Here is a 13915-nt window from a genome sequence, read left to right as displayed (position 1 = left end):
CTGTCGTGCGGTGACCGTTAATGATCATGCGCTGACTGGCCGGTTTCCGGCGGCGGTACGCGGATACGAAAGGGCCGCCCGATCCCGGTGGGATGGGCGGCCGACGGACGCGTCAGCGTCGACGTCAGTCGCGCCACCCCAGCTCGATGCGCCGCAATGGGCGGCAGGCACAGGTTTGAGCGGTGGTGAGCACAGCGGCGCCGACGGGGAGCAGGCGCGAGGCGGCATCGGTGCGGACGCGTCGCGGCACGGCGTACTCCCCTCGGGGTGTGATCGGTTGAGCTTGCACGGACGAGACTAAGAGGGCCACGGCGCGTCCGCAATGGATATCGCCGCTACCGGCCGCCTACCCGGCGCGCGACCGCCAGCAGATACTCCTTGCGATCCAGCGGATTGTTGTCCCAGCGGGTCCGGACGGGAACGGGACCACGCACCGGCCGGTAGCAGTCGAACTCGGTTTCCAGCACGCCCTCCCCCCGGGTCAGCGCAGGCAGGCGACGCTCCAGCGCGTGCACCAGACCGGCCGGGATCTCACCCTGCACCAGGTAGGACGCGCCCTGCCCGGTGGTGTCGGTCGGCACCGCGTCCAGCCGGGTGAGCGCGGGCAGCAGCGTGCCGAGGATGTCACCCGGCACCTCCAGCCGGAAGCGGTGTACCGGCTCGTGGACCCGGGTGCCGGCGCGGGCGAGTGCGGCCATCAGCACCAACGGGGTGAGATTGCGGAAGTCACCCGCCGTGCTGGACATGCTCTTGTCGAAGGTGCCGTGGGAATGGCTCTGCCGCGCCCAGTAACCGGCGTGGGTCATCGTCACCTCGCAGTCGGGGACCTCCCACCCGTGAAGGCCCTGGCGCAGGGTTCGACGCACGGTCTCCTCCACGGCGGTGAAGAAGGCCGGTGGCATCGAACCCAGCTCGACGCCGAGCCGAAAAGTCACGCCGGCACCGGTCGGCGCCGGCGCGACCCGCAGCCCGACGGTGGCCAGGAACGGATTGGGCGCCACCGCGATCACCTCGACCGCCTCACCAACGCCGCACACCCTCTCCACGTGCACCGTGCTGGTCTCCCGGAACGTCACCCCCACGCCGAAGTCGTCGGCAAGGGTGGCCTGGATGACCTCCTTCTGCACCTCACCGTAGAGCGACACGGTGATTTCGTGCCGCCGGTCGTCCTGCCGCAGGTTGATCAGCGGGTCCTGCTCAGCGAGCTGGACCAGCGCGGCGTGCAGCGCGACCCGGTCTCCGGGGCGCGTTGGCACCACCACGGTCTCCAGGGTGGGCGGCGCGAAGTGGCGGTCCGCGCCGCCACGTTCGGGTGGTACGCCCACCGGGTCGCCGATCCGAGCGTGCTTGAGGCCCCACAACCGGGCGATGTGGCCGGCTTCGACCGCCGACGCCTCCACGTCGGCCCCATGGGCGACGACTCGTACGGCAGTGACCAGTTCAGCGTCGACAGCCCCGACGCGGACCCGGTCGCGAGTCCGGATGGTGCCGGCGAAGAGCCGGACCAGGGCGATCTTCTCTCCGGCTGGGCCCCGTTCGATGGCGAACACGGTGCCGGAGGCCGGGGCGTCGGCGTCGCCCTCGACGGTGGGCAACAGTTCGGTGATCCCGGCGATCAGCGCCTCCACCCCGGCACCGGTGATCGCCGAGCCGACGTACACGGGCTGCACCAGCGCGCGGCCGGTCCGCGTCGCCAACGCGGCGCGCAGCCGCGGGTACGGCAGCGAGGACGTGTCCGCCACCCAGTCGGCGAGCAGCACGTCATCCTGCCCGGTGAGCAGGTCGAGCAGCCGGTCGGTGAAGGCGAGGTCGGTCGGGCCGTACGGCGTGCAGTAGGCGCCGCGGGTCCCCGGCACCGCCACCGAGCCCATCGCCACGACGGCCGGCGTGAGCTTCTCCGCGACCGCCCGGAAAACCCGTTCGGGGTCCGCCCCGGCCCGGTCGACCTTGTTGATGAAGATCAGCGTCGGGATGCGCAGCCGGCGCAGGGTCCGCATCAGCACCCGGGTCTGCGGCTGCACCCCCTCCACCGCGGAGATCACCAGCACCGCGCCGTCGAGCACACCAAGCACCCGCTCGACCTCGGCGATGAAGTCCGGGTGACCGGGCGTGTCGATCAGGTTGACTGTCACGTCGTCCAGCACGAAGGAGACGACAGCCGAGCGGATGGTGATGCCGCGTTGCCGTTCCAGTGCCAGGGTGTCGGTCTGGGTGCTGCCCGCGTCGACCCGGCCGAGCTGCTCGGTCACACCGACGTCGTGCAACAGCCGCTCGGTCAGGCTGGTCTTACCGGCATCGACGTGAGCCAGGATGCCGAGGTTCAGGGTTTTCACGCAGCGTCAGGTCCTTCGGGTAGGCGACAGATCCATTCCGGTCGGACATCGACGCAGCGCGCATTATTGCTCCCTCAAGGTGGGGGCGGTTTCGGATAGTTCAGCAGGTTATTGCGGAGCGGGCAACCGGAAACCGGCGCTCCCATCCACCGTCCGCGACCGCTGGCAGACTTGCCGCCATGGTGGAGACCTCCGTGCGGCTGCTACGGCTGCTGACCCTTCTCCAGGTCCGCCGGGAGTGGTCCGGCGCGGAGTTGGCCGAACGACTGGCGGTCACCACCCGCACGGTACGCACCGACGTGGAGAGGCTGCGGGTGCTGGGTTACCGGATCGAGTCGCACCCCGGGGTCGGCGGCGGCTACCAGCTCGGCGCAGGGTCGGCATTGCCGCCGCTACTGCTCGACGACGACGAGGCGGTGGCGGTGGCCGTGGGGCTGCGGGCCGCGGCGGGCGGGTCGGTGACGGGTATCGAGGAGACGTCGCTGCGGGCGCTGGCGAAGCTGGAACAGTCGCTGCCGTCGCGGCTGCGGCACCGGGTCGACGCCCTGCGCACGGCGACGGTCTCCGCCGCGGGCGGCGGCCCGACCGTGGACGCCGAAACGCTCACCGCTGTCTCCACGGCGGTGCATCACCGGGAGCGGCTGCGGTTCGACTACGCCGGGCACGACGGCACGGCGACCGTGCGCGATGTCGAGCCGTACCGGCTTGTCTACACCGGGCGGCGGTGGTACCTGCTGGGCTGGGACACCGACCGGGCCGACTGGCGCACCTTCCGCGCCGACCGGATCCGACCCCGGGTACCGACCGGCCCACGCTTCACACCCCGGGAGCCGCCAGGTGGCGACGCGGTCGCGCACGTGCTGCGCGGCGTCGGCTCCACCGCCTGGCCACACCCGGCACGGGTACGCCTGCACGCGTCGGCCGAGCAGATGGCGCAACGGATCCCGACCACGGCTGGCCTGCTGGAGGCGATCGACGGGCAGACCTGCCTGCTGCACATCGGCGGCGAGTCGCTGGGCAACCTGGCCGCCTTCCTCGGCACCCTCGCTGTCGACTTCGACGTGCTCGACCCGCCGGAGCTGCGCGCCGTCATCCGCGACGTCGCCGCCCGATTCGGTCGGGCCGCCGGTCCCGCGCCGGGGCGAATCGCGGTTCACCCCGGCGCGGACGCGGCAGTGGAGCTATGACTGCGGCACCAGCCGGAAGGACTGCGCCGCGGTGCCGTTGCAGGTGTACTGGACGAGCTGGACGCTGTCCGCCGTGGACGCCGCCGGCACGTCGAGGCACTTGCCACTGAGTCGGTTGACCAGGCGGTAGTAGCCGCCGCCCTCGGATTCGGCCCGCCACTGCTGGTTGTTGCCGCCGCTGTAGGACCAGAGCTGGATCGGCGCGGAGTCCGCGGTCGACACGTCGGTCACGTCGAGCACCTGCGCGCTGTTGTTGCGGTTGTTGACCCGCAGGTAGCCGCCGCTGGTCGGTGTGAACTGGTACTGCTGGGCGGCGCTGCCGTTGCAGGCGTACTGCTGGATGGCGGTGCCGTTCGCGCTGGCGGCGGCCCGGGCGTCGACGCACTTGCCGCTGCCCCGGTTGACCACCGTATGCCAGGCGGTGGGCGAGATCGGGCCGCCGGTCGGCGGGGGCGTCGTCGGGGGGACGGTGCCGGCGCCGGCGAGCCAGTGCAGCCCGTCGATCAGCAGCTGGTTCTGCTGGGCGCTGTCGAAGGTGGACGACAGCCCGGTGTTGGTGTTGTAGTTCATCGCGTTGTGCCCGAAGTTGGCGTAGAGCATCTTGTACTGCCGGTTGCTCCAGACCAGCGGGTAGTAGCCGCCGTACCAGGACTGGTTGGGGTCGGTGCCGACCGGGAAGCTGGACGGGTCGACCGAGGCGAGGATGTCGATGTTGGGGTTCTGCCGCAGGTCGTTGCTCCAGGAATACCACTCGCTGATCGACGACGGGAAGGTCGCCGGGAGGTTCCGGGTGGCGGCGTGGGTGCGGTTGTCGGCGCGCATGGTGACCCGGGTGGGTCCCCAGGTGTTCGTCTGGAACGCGCCGGTGCCGAGGAAGGTGTTGTAGTACCAGCTCCAGCTCGACGGGTTGTCGGTCCACGCGCTGACGTGGAAGCCCAGCCACGCGCCACCGTTCTGCATGTACTGCTGGAACGCGGCACGCTGCGCGGTGGGCGGCGCGTCGTCCAGGAACATGACGACCTTGTACTGGGCCAGGTTCGCGGTGTTCAGCAGACCCCAGTTGTTGGTGGCCTCCCAGGAGAAGCCGTACTGGGCGGCGGCCTGCGGGAACCAGGCCCGGGCGTCCTTGACGAAGTCGATGTGCGCGGCGTCCCAGGTGCCGTTGTAGAAGGCCAGGACCTTGAACGTCGGCGCGGCCTGCGCGGCACGCGAGGCGCTGACCGCGAGACCGGCGCTCAGCGCGACCAGCAGTGCGACGAACAGCGACACGATCCGTCTGGTACGGGATGAGAGTTCTGCGATCACCTGATCGTCCCTTCGGTGGGGACGCGCGCCGCCGCGTCGACCTGCTTCTGTTCACAAGCCTTACAGATAGACGAAAGATTATGTCGCGTCTCCAGTGTCGTCAATCGCGACCCGACCGATCCGGGTGGGATTCCTGCGGCAACGGGTACCCCAGCCGGATGACCAGCCCGGACGCGGTCGACGTCGACCAACCGCTCGCCGTGGACCTGCCCGCCGCCCCGCACGACGCCAGCGGCGAACGGGTGCCGATACGCGACCTGGCCGGCCTCGCCCCGGCGGCCCGGCCGGCGCGCCGCTGGACCCCGAGCCGGGTGGTGGCCACCCCGGCCGCCCTCGACCATTCGCACGGCCAACGGATCGTCGAGCGGGTGCAGGCGCAGGGCATCGAGGTGGAACGCCTGCGGGCCAACCGGCTCACCGGGGTACGCGGGCAGACCGACCGGGAGACGTATGCCCGAGCGAAGGCGACCATGGCGATCGTGGTGAGCCCACCGTCGCGGCGCGACCTGCAACCCATCGCGCCCAGCGCCGACTGGCGGGTCGACCTCGCCGAGGGCTGCCCGGCGCACTGCCAGTACTGCTACCTCGCCGGATCACTGTCCGGCCCGCCGGTCACCCGGGTGTACGCGGACCTCGACGACATCCTGGACGGGCTCGCCGCGTACGCCGGTCAGGGGACGGTGACCAGCCGCAACGCCCGACGCGCCGACGAGGGCACCACCTTCGAGGCGTCCTGCTACACCGACCCGCTCGCCCTGGAACACCTGACCGGGAGCTGGCGGCGGGCGGTGCAGCACTTCGCCGACTGGGACGCGCCCGTGCAACTGCGCTGGACCACCAAGTACGCCGACGTGGGCACCTTCGTCGGGCTGCCGCACGCCGGCCGCACCCGGGTCCGGTTCAGCGTCAACTGCGCCCCGGTGAGCGTTCGTTTCGAGGGCGGCACCGCCCGGGTGCCGGACCGCCTGGCGGCGCTGCGCCGCCTCGCGCTCGACGGCTACCCGGTCGGGCTGACCATCGCGCCGATCATCGCGCTGCCCGACTGGCGGGAACGCTACGGCGAGTTGCTCGACCAGGTCCGCGCGGCGGTCGACGGGGTCCCCGAGCTGGACCTGACCGCCGAGCTGATCACCCACCGGTTCACCCCGGGCAGCAAGGAGGTGCTGCTCGGCTGGTACCCACGGACCCGGCTGGAGATGGACGAGGAGTCCCGCACCCGCAAACACGGCAGGTTCGGCGCGATCAAGTACGTCTACCCCCGGGACACGATGGCCGAGCTGCGCGAGTGGTTCACCGCCGAGCTGGCCGCCCGCGTACCGGCCTGCCGCATCCTCTACTGGACCTGACCGCGGAGAACCAGCCTGACCGCACAGGATCGGCCTGACCGCCGAGGATCAGCCGACCGACGAGCGGGCGACCGGCGCGGCGAAGAAGGTGTCCGGGTACGGCTCGTCGCGCAGGCTGTAGTGCCACCACTCGCGGTCGTAGTTGACGAACCCGGCGTCGGTCATCAGCCGCTGCAACAACCGGCGGTTGTCGCGCGCCGTCGCGGTGATCCGGGGGTCGGCGGTGTGCGCGCGGGAGTCGAAGCAGTCGAAGCCCGTTCCCATGTCGATGCTGTTGTCGGCGAAGCGCTGCCCCCGGGGCGCGGTGCAGGCGACCAGCGGTTGCCCGACCCGGTACGGGGGTTGGCTGGCGGTCGGTTCGTCGACCAGGGTCAGGTCCAGGGTGCTGCCTCGACTGTGCGCGGTGGGCGCCCCGATGTACCCCTCGGCGAAGAGCCGGTTCTTGGCCACGTCCGGGTAGAACTCGGCCTTGGTCTGCTGCTCGTCGGGGCGCTTCGACCAGGCGACGAAGTCGTCCACGGCCGGCTGCGGGCGATAGCAGTCGTACACCTTGAGGCTGTGCCCACCGGCCAGCGCGGCGTCCTGCACGCGGCGCAACGCCTCGGCCGCCTCCTGGGTGAGCAGGCACAGCGGCTCGGGGTAACCGGCGATCGGGCGGCCGACGAAGTTGTGCGGTGTCGCGTAGCGGATGTCGGCGTGGATGCGCGGGTCGAGGTCGGTCAGGACCACGAACCCCGGCAGCCGCTCGCCGGTGGTCGGCGTCGGCGGGCCCACCGATGTCGGGGTCGGCGAAGGGCTCACCGATGTCGGCTGCGACGCGACCGGCGCGGGGCGGGGCTCCGGCCGCGAACAGCCCCCGAGCAGCGCGGCGAGCGCGAGCACGAACCCGATGCGGTTACCCACCGACCCTGTCTATCAGCCGCGCTCGGGCCGCCGTGGCAACTGGACATGATCCACGGAGCCAATTGTCTTTCCGGAAGATTTCCGCAACTTCGGTGATCATCAGCACTTACCTGGAATGTCGTGAACCCCCTCCCGTGAGGCAAGATGACGCGTGGAACGGGCACGCCGTTTCGGGACACACGGTGGACGACGTCTTGTGGTCGTTCCTCCGGCTCGGTGAAGGAGACGCGGGTGGGCGCGGACGACGGACGCAGGGTGACCATCACCGCGATCGCACGGGAGGCCGGGGTGTCGGTGCCGACCGTGTCACGGGTGCTCAACGGTCGCTCCGATGTGGCCCCCGGCACCCGGGAGCGGGTCGAGGAGTTGCTGCGCCACCACGGCTACCGGCGGCGCACCAGCCGCAGCGTGCGCCGCGCCGGCCTCGTCGACCTGGTCTTCAACGACCTGGACAGCCCCTGGGCTGTGGAAATCATCCGGGGTGTCGAGGATGTCGGGCACGGCGCGGGCCTCGGCACCGTGGTCTCCGCGATCCACCGGCAGCCCACAGCGGCCCGGCAGTGGCTGCAGAATCTGCGCACCCGGGCCACCGACGGCGTCATCTTCGTGACCTCCCACCTGAGCCCGCCGCTGCACGCGCAACTGCGTCGCCTCAACGTGCCGGTGGTGGTCGTCGACCCGGCCGGCGTGCCGGCCATGGACGTGCCGACCATCGGGGCGACCAACTGGGCCGGTGGCCTCGCCGCGACCGAACACCTGCTGTCGATCGGGCACCGCCGCATCGGCTTCGTGGCCGGGCCGACGCATCTGCTGTGCAGCCGCGCGCGGCTCGACGGTTACCGGGCCGGGTTGGAGGCCGCCGGTGTGCCGGTGGACGACAAGCTGATCTACCCGGGCGATTTCTACCACGCCTCCGGGTTCTCCGGCGGGACCGCGCTGCTCGACCTCGCCGACCCGCCGACCGGCATCTTCGCCTCCAGCGACCAGATGGCCTTCGGCGTCTACGAGGCCATCCGGCGTCGAGGGCTGCGAGTCCCGGACGACGTGAGCGTCGTCGGCTTCGACGATCTGCCGGAGGCCCGCTGGGCGTCCCCACCGCTGACCACCGTGCGCCAACCGTTGGTCGAGATGGGACGGTTGGCGGCACGGACCGTGCTGCGCCTGTCCCAGGGCGAGGGCATCGACTCCCCTCGGGTGGAACTGGCCACCGAACTGGTCGTCCGCGACAGCACCGCCGCCCCACCGACCGGGTCGCCCGACCCGTCGTGACGGCCGGAACTGCGTCGGAATCCGGTTGGACCACTTCCGATCCACTTCCGGGAATTCCGGCGCTAGGCGGCTGATGCCAGTCGACAGTACGGCGCGGTGAGCGACCGAGGGTCACCCACCGCGCCGCGCCGTCAGTGGTGGTGGTGCGTGCGGACGGCCTTGCGGATGGTCACCGGCAGCGCGGGCGCGCCGTCGACGGGTGCCGGGTCTTCGGCCGTCGGCGCCACTCCCCCGGCGGCGATCCGGTCCAGCGTGGCCAGGCCGGCCGCGTCGACCTCGCCGAAGATCGTGTAGTTGGGGCGCAGCGCCGAGTTGGCGTAGACCAGGAAGAACTGGCTGCCGTTGGTGTCCGGCCCGGCGTTGGCCATGGCCAGCACGCCCCGGGCGTACACCCGACGCTCCCCGGTCGGGTCGGTGGGCGCCGGCGGCAGGTCGGTCGGCAGCTCGTCGCCGTACCGGTATCCCGGGCCCCCCTCGCCGGTGCCCGACGGGTCACCGCACTGCAGCACGCTCAACGTGGGGTACGCGGTGAGCCGGTGGCACGGGGTGCGGTCGTAGAAGCGCTTGCCCACCAGGTGCAGGAAACTCTGCACGGTGCACGGCGCGGCGGCCCGGTCGAGGGTCAGCCCGATCGGCCCGTGGTTGGTCGCCAGTGTCACCCGGACGGTGCCCCGGGCCGGCGTGCGTCGCGGGTCGGGCGGCAGCGGCACCGGCCGGGCCGCGGGCTCGTCCGGCGTCTCGGTGTACGCGCAGGGGCCGTGGGTGGTGCGCGGCGGTCGGGTGGCGGTGTCGGCAGCGGTGGGCGGCGCGGCGGACGCGGTGACCGCATCGCCCGACGGGCCCGGCGCGGCGACCGCGGCGGCGGACGCGCCGACGACCAGCGCCCCGGCGAGCACTGTCACCCCCGCGAGGCGGGTCAGGGCGCGCACCGGTCGGCGGGGTGCCGCCACGCCGGGGCGCGGTGGGAGTTCACTCGACACAGGGATCCTCCTGGACTCGTGGTGCCAGAACGACCGGAGTCTATGGAGGGCAGCGCCGGATGTCGATCCGTCAGGGCAGCCGACGGCGGCGGCGCCACAGCAGCCCGCCCAGCAGCATCACCACACCCGCGGCGCTCACCGCGGTCACCGACCAGAGCCAACCCGAGCCGGTACGCGTCGGCCCGCTGGCTGCCGCCGGCCGAGGCGCACCCGGTGCCGCCAGCGCGGACGGCGCAGCCGACGGCGTCGCGGTCAACTCACCCGGCTCGACCAGCCGGCCGACGGAGGCGTCCCGGGGCAGCGTGAAACCCCAGTCCAGCAGGGCGGCGCCCTGTTCCCAACCGCGCCTGGGCGTGGACTCCGCGCCCAGCAACGTCACCACTAGGCGTCGCCCGCCGCGTTCCGCCGCGCCCACGTAGGTGTGCCGCGCGAGGTCGGTGAAGCCGGTCTTGCCGCCGAGCGCTCCGGGGTACCGGTAGATGAGCTGGTTCTCGTTCTGGATCTCGAAACCCTTGGTGCGCTGCGCCGGCTGGACGGGAATCCGCGCGTGCTCGGTCAGCGCGTACCGGCGGAAGGTCGGATCGGCGAAGCAGGCCCGGGCGATCAACGCCAGGTCGTACGCGCTGGTGAACTGCCCCCGGCCATCCAGCCCGGACGGGGTTACCGCGTGCGTCTGGAGCGCGCCGAGATGGTGTGCGTGCTCGTTCATGGCGCGTACGCCGGCGGCGCTGTCGGTCCCGCTGCCGAGTCGGGCCAGCGCGTTGGCGGCCTCGTTGCCGGAGTTGAGCAGCAACCCGAGCCAGATGGTCTCGATGGTGTAGCGACCACCGGCGACGAGACCCACGGCCGAGGAGCCGGGCTCGATGTTCATGTCATCCTCGGTGACGGTGACCGTCTGCTTCGGGTCGAGCCGGGGCAGCATCGTGGCCGCGAGCAGGAGCTTCTGCACGCTGGCCGGGGTGCCGTACTCGTGGGGGCCGCACCCGCCGAGGATCTGGCCGCTGTCCAGGTCGGCGATCAGCCACGAGGTGGCGCTGACCCCCGGTGGCGCGCTGACGCCGGCCGGCGCGACCAGGCCGGTCGTGTCCAGCGCCGCGCCGCCGACCACCCGCTGCTCCGGCACGCCGGGCGGGGGCGAGGGTCGGGGCGGGCGGGACACCCCCGGCGCCGGCGCGCGGGGGCACCGCACGACCGGCGCGGCGGACGCTCCGGCGGAGGCGACCGGCGCGGGAGCGAGCAGAACGGCGGACGCGGTGGCCGCCAGCAGCGCAGTCCTCATGTGCCCGACCCTAGTCAACAAGATCCTCCGGCGGGACGGGTTGCCGCGGTCGGTCGGCCCGCCTCCTCGCGAGCGCGCAGGTAGTCGTCCAGGGCGGCACTGCCCCGCAGCCGGCGCAGACTGCGCGCGTGCAGCTCCTGCTCGCGGCGGGCAAGCTCCGCGCGGACCCGCTGCGGGCTCCCGGTGGTCCGCAACTCCCCCAGCACCGCCTCGATGATCTCGAACGGGTACGCACCTCGGCGCAGCAACGCGATGACCTGCGCGGCACGCAGCTCGGCCTCGTCGTACACCCGGTAGTTGGTGCCCGGGGTGCGGCGCGGCCGCAGCAGCCCGCGCTGCTCCCACAGCCGTAGCTGCGAGGTCCGGACGCCGACCAGGGCGGCGACCTCGCCGATGCGGGCGGCGCGGCGTGGTGCGGGCCGGGCCGCCGGTGGGCTGGCCAGCACGGTCTCGAACGCGCCGAGCACCCGGCGGATCTCGGCGCGTTCGCGGTCCAGTTCGGCGTGACCGCCGTCGAGCGCCGCGAGGGCGGCCGGCAGGTCACCCCCGTGCACCGCCGACATGATCTCCCGGGCCCGACTCCAGCCGTGCCCCTCGGCCAACCGCCGCGCCACGGTGAGCGCCCGGGCGTGCTCGGTCGTGAAGATCCGGTAGCCGCTCGCGGTGCGCCCCGCCGGCGGCAGCACCCCCGACTCGACGTAGTTGCGCACCTGCTGCACCGAGATCCCCACGGTGGCCGCCAGGTCGACGGCGCGCAGCCGATTCTCCCGGGTGCCGTCCACGCGAGTCACCCTACCGCTTACGACGTGATTTGAGACTTTCCGGGACGTGCTGCTGACGCGAGCGCTCGAATTCCGGCAAAAGTCTCTACGTGGTGATGAATGAGACAATGGAACCCGCCAGCATCGCGGGGGAAAGAGTCCCGCCACGACTCTGTGAAGGGTTCGCATGTCGCAGCCAGCATGGTCCGCCGCCGACAGCCACGACATGATCGAGGTACGCGGAGCGCGGGAGAACAATCTCGCCAGCGTCTCGGTCGACATCCCCAAGCGCCGGTTGACCGTCTTCACCGGTGTCTCCGGATCGGGCAAGTCGTCGCTGGTCTTCGGCACCATCGCCGCCGAGTCCCAGCGCATGATCAACGAGACCTACAGCGCGTTCCTCCAGTCGTTCATGCCGAACCTCAACCGGCCGGACGTCGACTCGCTGCGCAACCTGAGCGCGGCCATCGTCGTCGACCAGGAGCGGATGGGCGTCAACTCCCGCTCCACCGTCGGCACCGCCACAGACGCGTACGCGATGCTGCGGATCCTCTTCAGCCGGCTCGGCCAGCCGTCGATCGGCGGCGCCGGGGCGTTCAGCTTCAACCTGCCCGAGGGCATGTGCACCACCTGTGAAGGGCTGGGCCGCGTCTCCGACCTCGACATCAACGAGTTGGTGGACGTGGAGCGCTCCCTCAACGACGGCGCGATCACCGTGCCGAACTTCGCTGTCGACTCCTGGTACTGGCAGACCATCGTCGGCTCCGGCCTGTTCGACCCGGACGTCAAGCTGCAGGACTTCACCCCGCAACAGTGGGAGGACTTCCTCCACAAGCCGGCCACCAAGATCAAGGTGGGGAGCAACAACTGGACGTACGAGGGTCTGGCCGTCAAGGTCAAGCGGCTCCTCCTGACCAAGGACCGCGAGTCGATGCAACCGCACATCCGCGCCTTCGTCGACCGGGCCGTCACCTTCACCACCTGCGGCGACTGCGCCGGCACCCGACTCAACGCGGCGGCCCTGTCATCGCGGATCGCCGGACGCAACATCGCCGACTGCTCGGCCATGCAGATCAGCGACCTGGCGACGTTCGTCCGAGGCATCGACGACCCCGGGGTCGCACCACTGATCGCCAACCTCCGGGACCTGCTCGAGTCCCTGGTCGAGATCGGGTTGGGCTACCTCAGCCTGGACCGGGAGTCGGCCAGCCTCTCCGGCGGTGAAGCTCAACGGGTGAAGATGGTCCGGCACCTCGGCTCCAGCCTCTCCGACGTCACGTACGTCTTCGACGAACCCACAGTCGGCCTGCACCCGCACGACATCGCCCGGATGAACGACCTGCTGCTGCGGTTGCGCGACAAGGGCAACACCGTGCTGGTGGTCGAGCACAAGCCGGAGACCATCACGATCGCCGACCACGTGGTCGACCTCGGGCCGGGAGCCGGCACCGACGGTGGCCGGATCTGCTTCACCGGCGACGTCCCCGGACTGCGCCGCTCCGACACGCTCACCGGCCGGCATCTGGACCACCGGGTGACCCTGCGCGACGACGTACGCCGACCCACCGGGCAGCTCACCATCCGCCAAGCCGACCTGCACAACCTGCGCGACGTGGACGTGGACATCCCACTCGGGGTGCTCACCGTGGTCACCGGAGTCGCCGGCTCCGGCAAGAGCTCACTGATCCACGGGTCGCTGCGCGGCCGGGCCGGAGTCGTGATCGTGGACCAGTCCCCGATCCGGGGGTCCCGACGCAGCAACCCGGCCACCTACAGCGGGCTGCTCGACCCGATCCGTACCGCCTTCGCCAAGGCCAACGGCGTCAAGGCCGCCCTGTTCAGCGCCAACTCCGAGGGCGCCTGCCCGGCCTGCAAGGGAATCGGGCTGATCTACACGGACCTGGCGATGATGGCCGGCGTCGCGAGCGTCTGCGAACGGTGCGAGGGGCGACGCTTCACCGACGAGGTGCTCACGTACACGCTGCGCGGCAAGAACATCAGCGAGGTGCTGGCCATGTCTGTCACCGAGGCGCACGCCTTCTTCCCGCACCTCATCCTCGGCCGGCTGGTCGACGTCGGCCTCGGATACCTCAGCCTCGGCCAGCCGCTGACCACCCTGTCCGGCGGGGAACGGCAGCGACTCAAGCTCGCCATCCACCTGGCGGAGAAGACCACCACGTACGTGCTGGACGAACCGACCACCGGCCTGCACCTCGCCGACGTGGACCAGTTGCTGGCCCTGCTCGACCGGATGGTCGACGCCGGCAACACGGTGATCGTCATCGAGCACCACCAGGCGGTCATGGCGCACGCCGACTGGCTCGTCGACCTCGGCCCGGGCGCCGGGCACGACGGCGGCCGAATCGTCTTCACCGGCACACCCGCCGAACTGGTCGCCCACGGCGACACCCTCACCGCCACCCACCTGCGCGAGTACGTCGGCGAGGCGGCAGCGGTCGCCTAGGCGCGCGACCGACGGTCAGCGGGGCCTGCGGTGGGCGACGCGGCTGCGGGCGGTCGAGGCAGGGTGGTCGGGCGGCCGGTGGTCGGCC

General features: G+C 71.5%; 10 protein-coding genes. 4 read left to right on the top strand and 6 right to left on the bottom strand.

Translation table 11 applies throughout. From position 1 onward, the window contains the following. Nucleotides 1–335 precede the first annotated feature (335 nt). Nucleotides 336–2333: a translation factor GTPase family protein gene (locus FBZ33_RS12360; protein ID WP_141909142.1), complete on the bottom strand. Its 1998-nt coding sequence runs from the start codon at nt 2331–2333 to the stop codon at nt 336–338. A gap of 179 nt (nt 2334–2512) precedes the next feature. On the opposite strand from FBZ33_RS12360, the gene FBZ33_RS12355 reads away from it, so the two are divergent. After that, the gene (locus FBZ33_RS12355) at nt 2513–3520 is read left to right on the top strand and encodes a YafY family protein (protein ID WP_141909141.1); all 1008 of its coding nucleotides are present in this window, start codon (nt 2513–2515) and stop codon (nt 3518–3520) included. Here the strand turns inward: FBZ33_RS12355 and FBZ33_RS12350 are convergent. Then, a complete protein-coding gene (locus FBZ33_RS12350) occupies nt 3515–4789 on the bottom strand; it encodes an RICIN domain-containing protein (RefSeq protein WP_255508831.1) in 1275 nt (424 codons plus the stop codon). The two genes, FBZ33_RS12355 and FBZ33_RS12350, sit on opposite strands and share 6 nt — an antisense overlap. 194 nt (nt 4790–4983) lie before the next feature. Here FBZ33_RS12350 and FBZ33_RS12345 point away from each other — a divergent pair, with 194 nt between their 5' ends. Further along, entirely contained in the window at nt 4984–6171 is a 1188-nt protein-coding gene (locus FBZ33_RS12345) for a spore photoproduct lyase family protein (protein ID WP_185755281.1), read from the top strand. 48 nt (nt 6172–6219) lie between these two features. Here the strand turns inward: FBZ33_RS12345 and FBZ33_RS12340 are convergent, their stop codons facing one another. Next, nucleotides 6220–7074, bottom strand: coding sequence for a M15 family metallopeptidase (locus tag FBZ33_RS12340; protein ID WP_255508830.1), 855 nt, complete (start codon nt 7072–7074; stop codon nt 6220–6222). Between the two features lie 231 nt (nt 7075–7305). On the opposite strand from FBZ33_RS12340, the gene FBZ33_RS12335 reads away from it, so the two are divergent. Continuing rightward, nucleotides 7306–8343 (top strand): LacI family DNA-binding transcriptional regulator, encoded by a 1038-nt coding sequence (locus FBZ33_RS12335; RefSeq protein WP_088951695.1) that lies wholly within the window; start codon nt 7306–7308, stop codon nt 8341–8343. Nucleotides 8344–8474: 131 nt separating this feature from the next. On the opposite strand, the gene FBZ33_RS12330 is transcribed toward FBZ33_RS12335, so the two are convergent. From FBZ33_RS12330 to FBZ33_RS12320, 3 genes are all read right to left on the bottom strand, one after another. Continuing rightward, nucleotides 8475–9323, bottom strand: a complete 849-nt coding sequence (locus FBZ33_RS12330) for a peptidylprolyl isomerase (protein WP_255508829.1) — start codon at nt 9321–9323, stop codon at nt 8475–8477. Between the two features lie 70 nt (nt 9324–9393). After that, nucleotides 9394–10602, bottom strand: a complete 1209-nt coding sequence (locus FBZ33_RS12325; protein WP_141909140.1) for a D-alanyl-D-alanine carboxypeptidase family protein — start codon at nt 10600–10602, stop codon at nt 9394–9396. A gap of 14 nt (nt 10603–10616) precedes the next feature. Then, nucleotides 10617–11384, bottom strand: coding sequence for a MerR family transcriptional regulator (locus FBZ33_RS12320; RefSeq protein ID WP_221629459.1), 768 nt, complete (start codon nt 11382–11384; stop codon nt 10617–10619). Between the two features lie 166 nt (nt 11385–11550). Here FBZ33_RS12320 and FBZ33_RS12315 point away from each other — a divergent pair, with 166 nt between their 5' ends. Then, nucleotides 11551–13827, top strand: coding sequence for an excinuclease ABC subunit UvrA (locus FBZ33_RS12315; RefSeq protein ID WP_141909138.1), 2277 nt, complete (start codon nt 11551–11553; stop codon nt 13825–13827). Nucleotides 13828–13915: the final 88 nt, after the last annotated feature.

This window comes from Micromonospora sp. A202, assembly GCF_006715105.1.
Lineage (GTDB): Bacteria > Actinomycetota > Actinomycetes > Mycobacteriales > Micromonosporaceae > Micromonospora > Micromonospora zamorensis.
The sequence above is the reverse complement of the archived record's forward strand: the minus strand, read 5'-3'. Positions and strand labels throughout refer to the sequence as shown.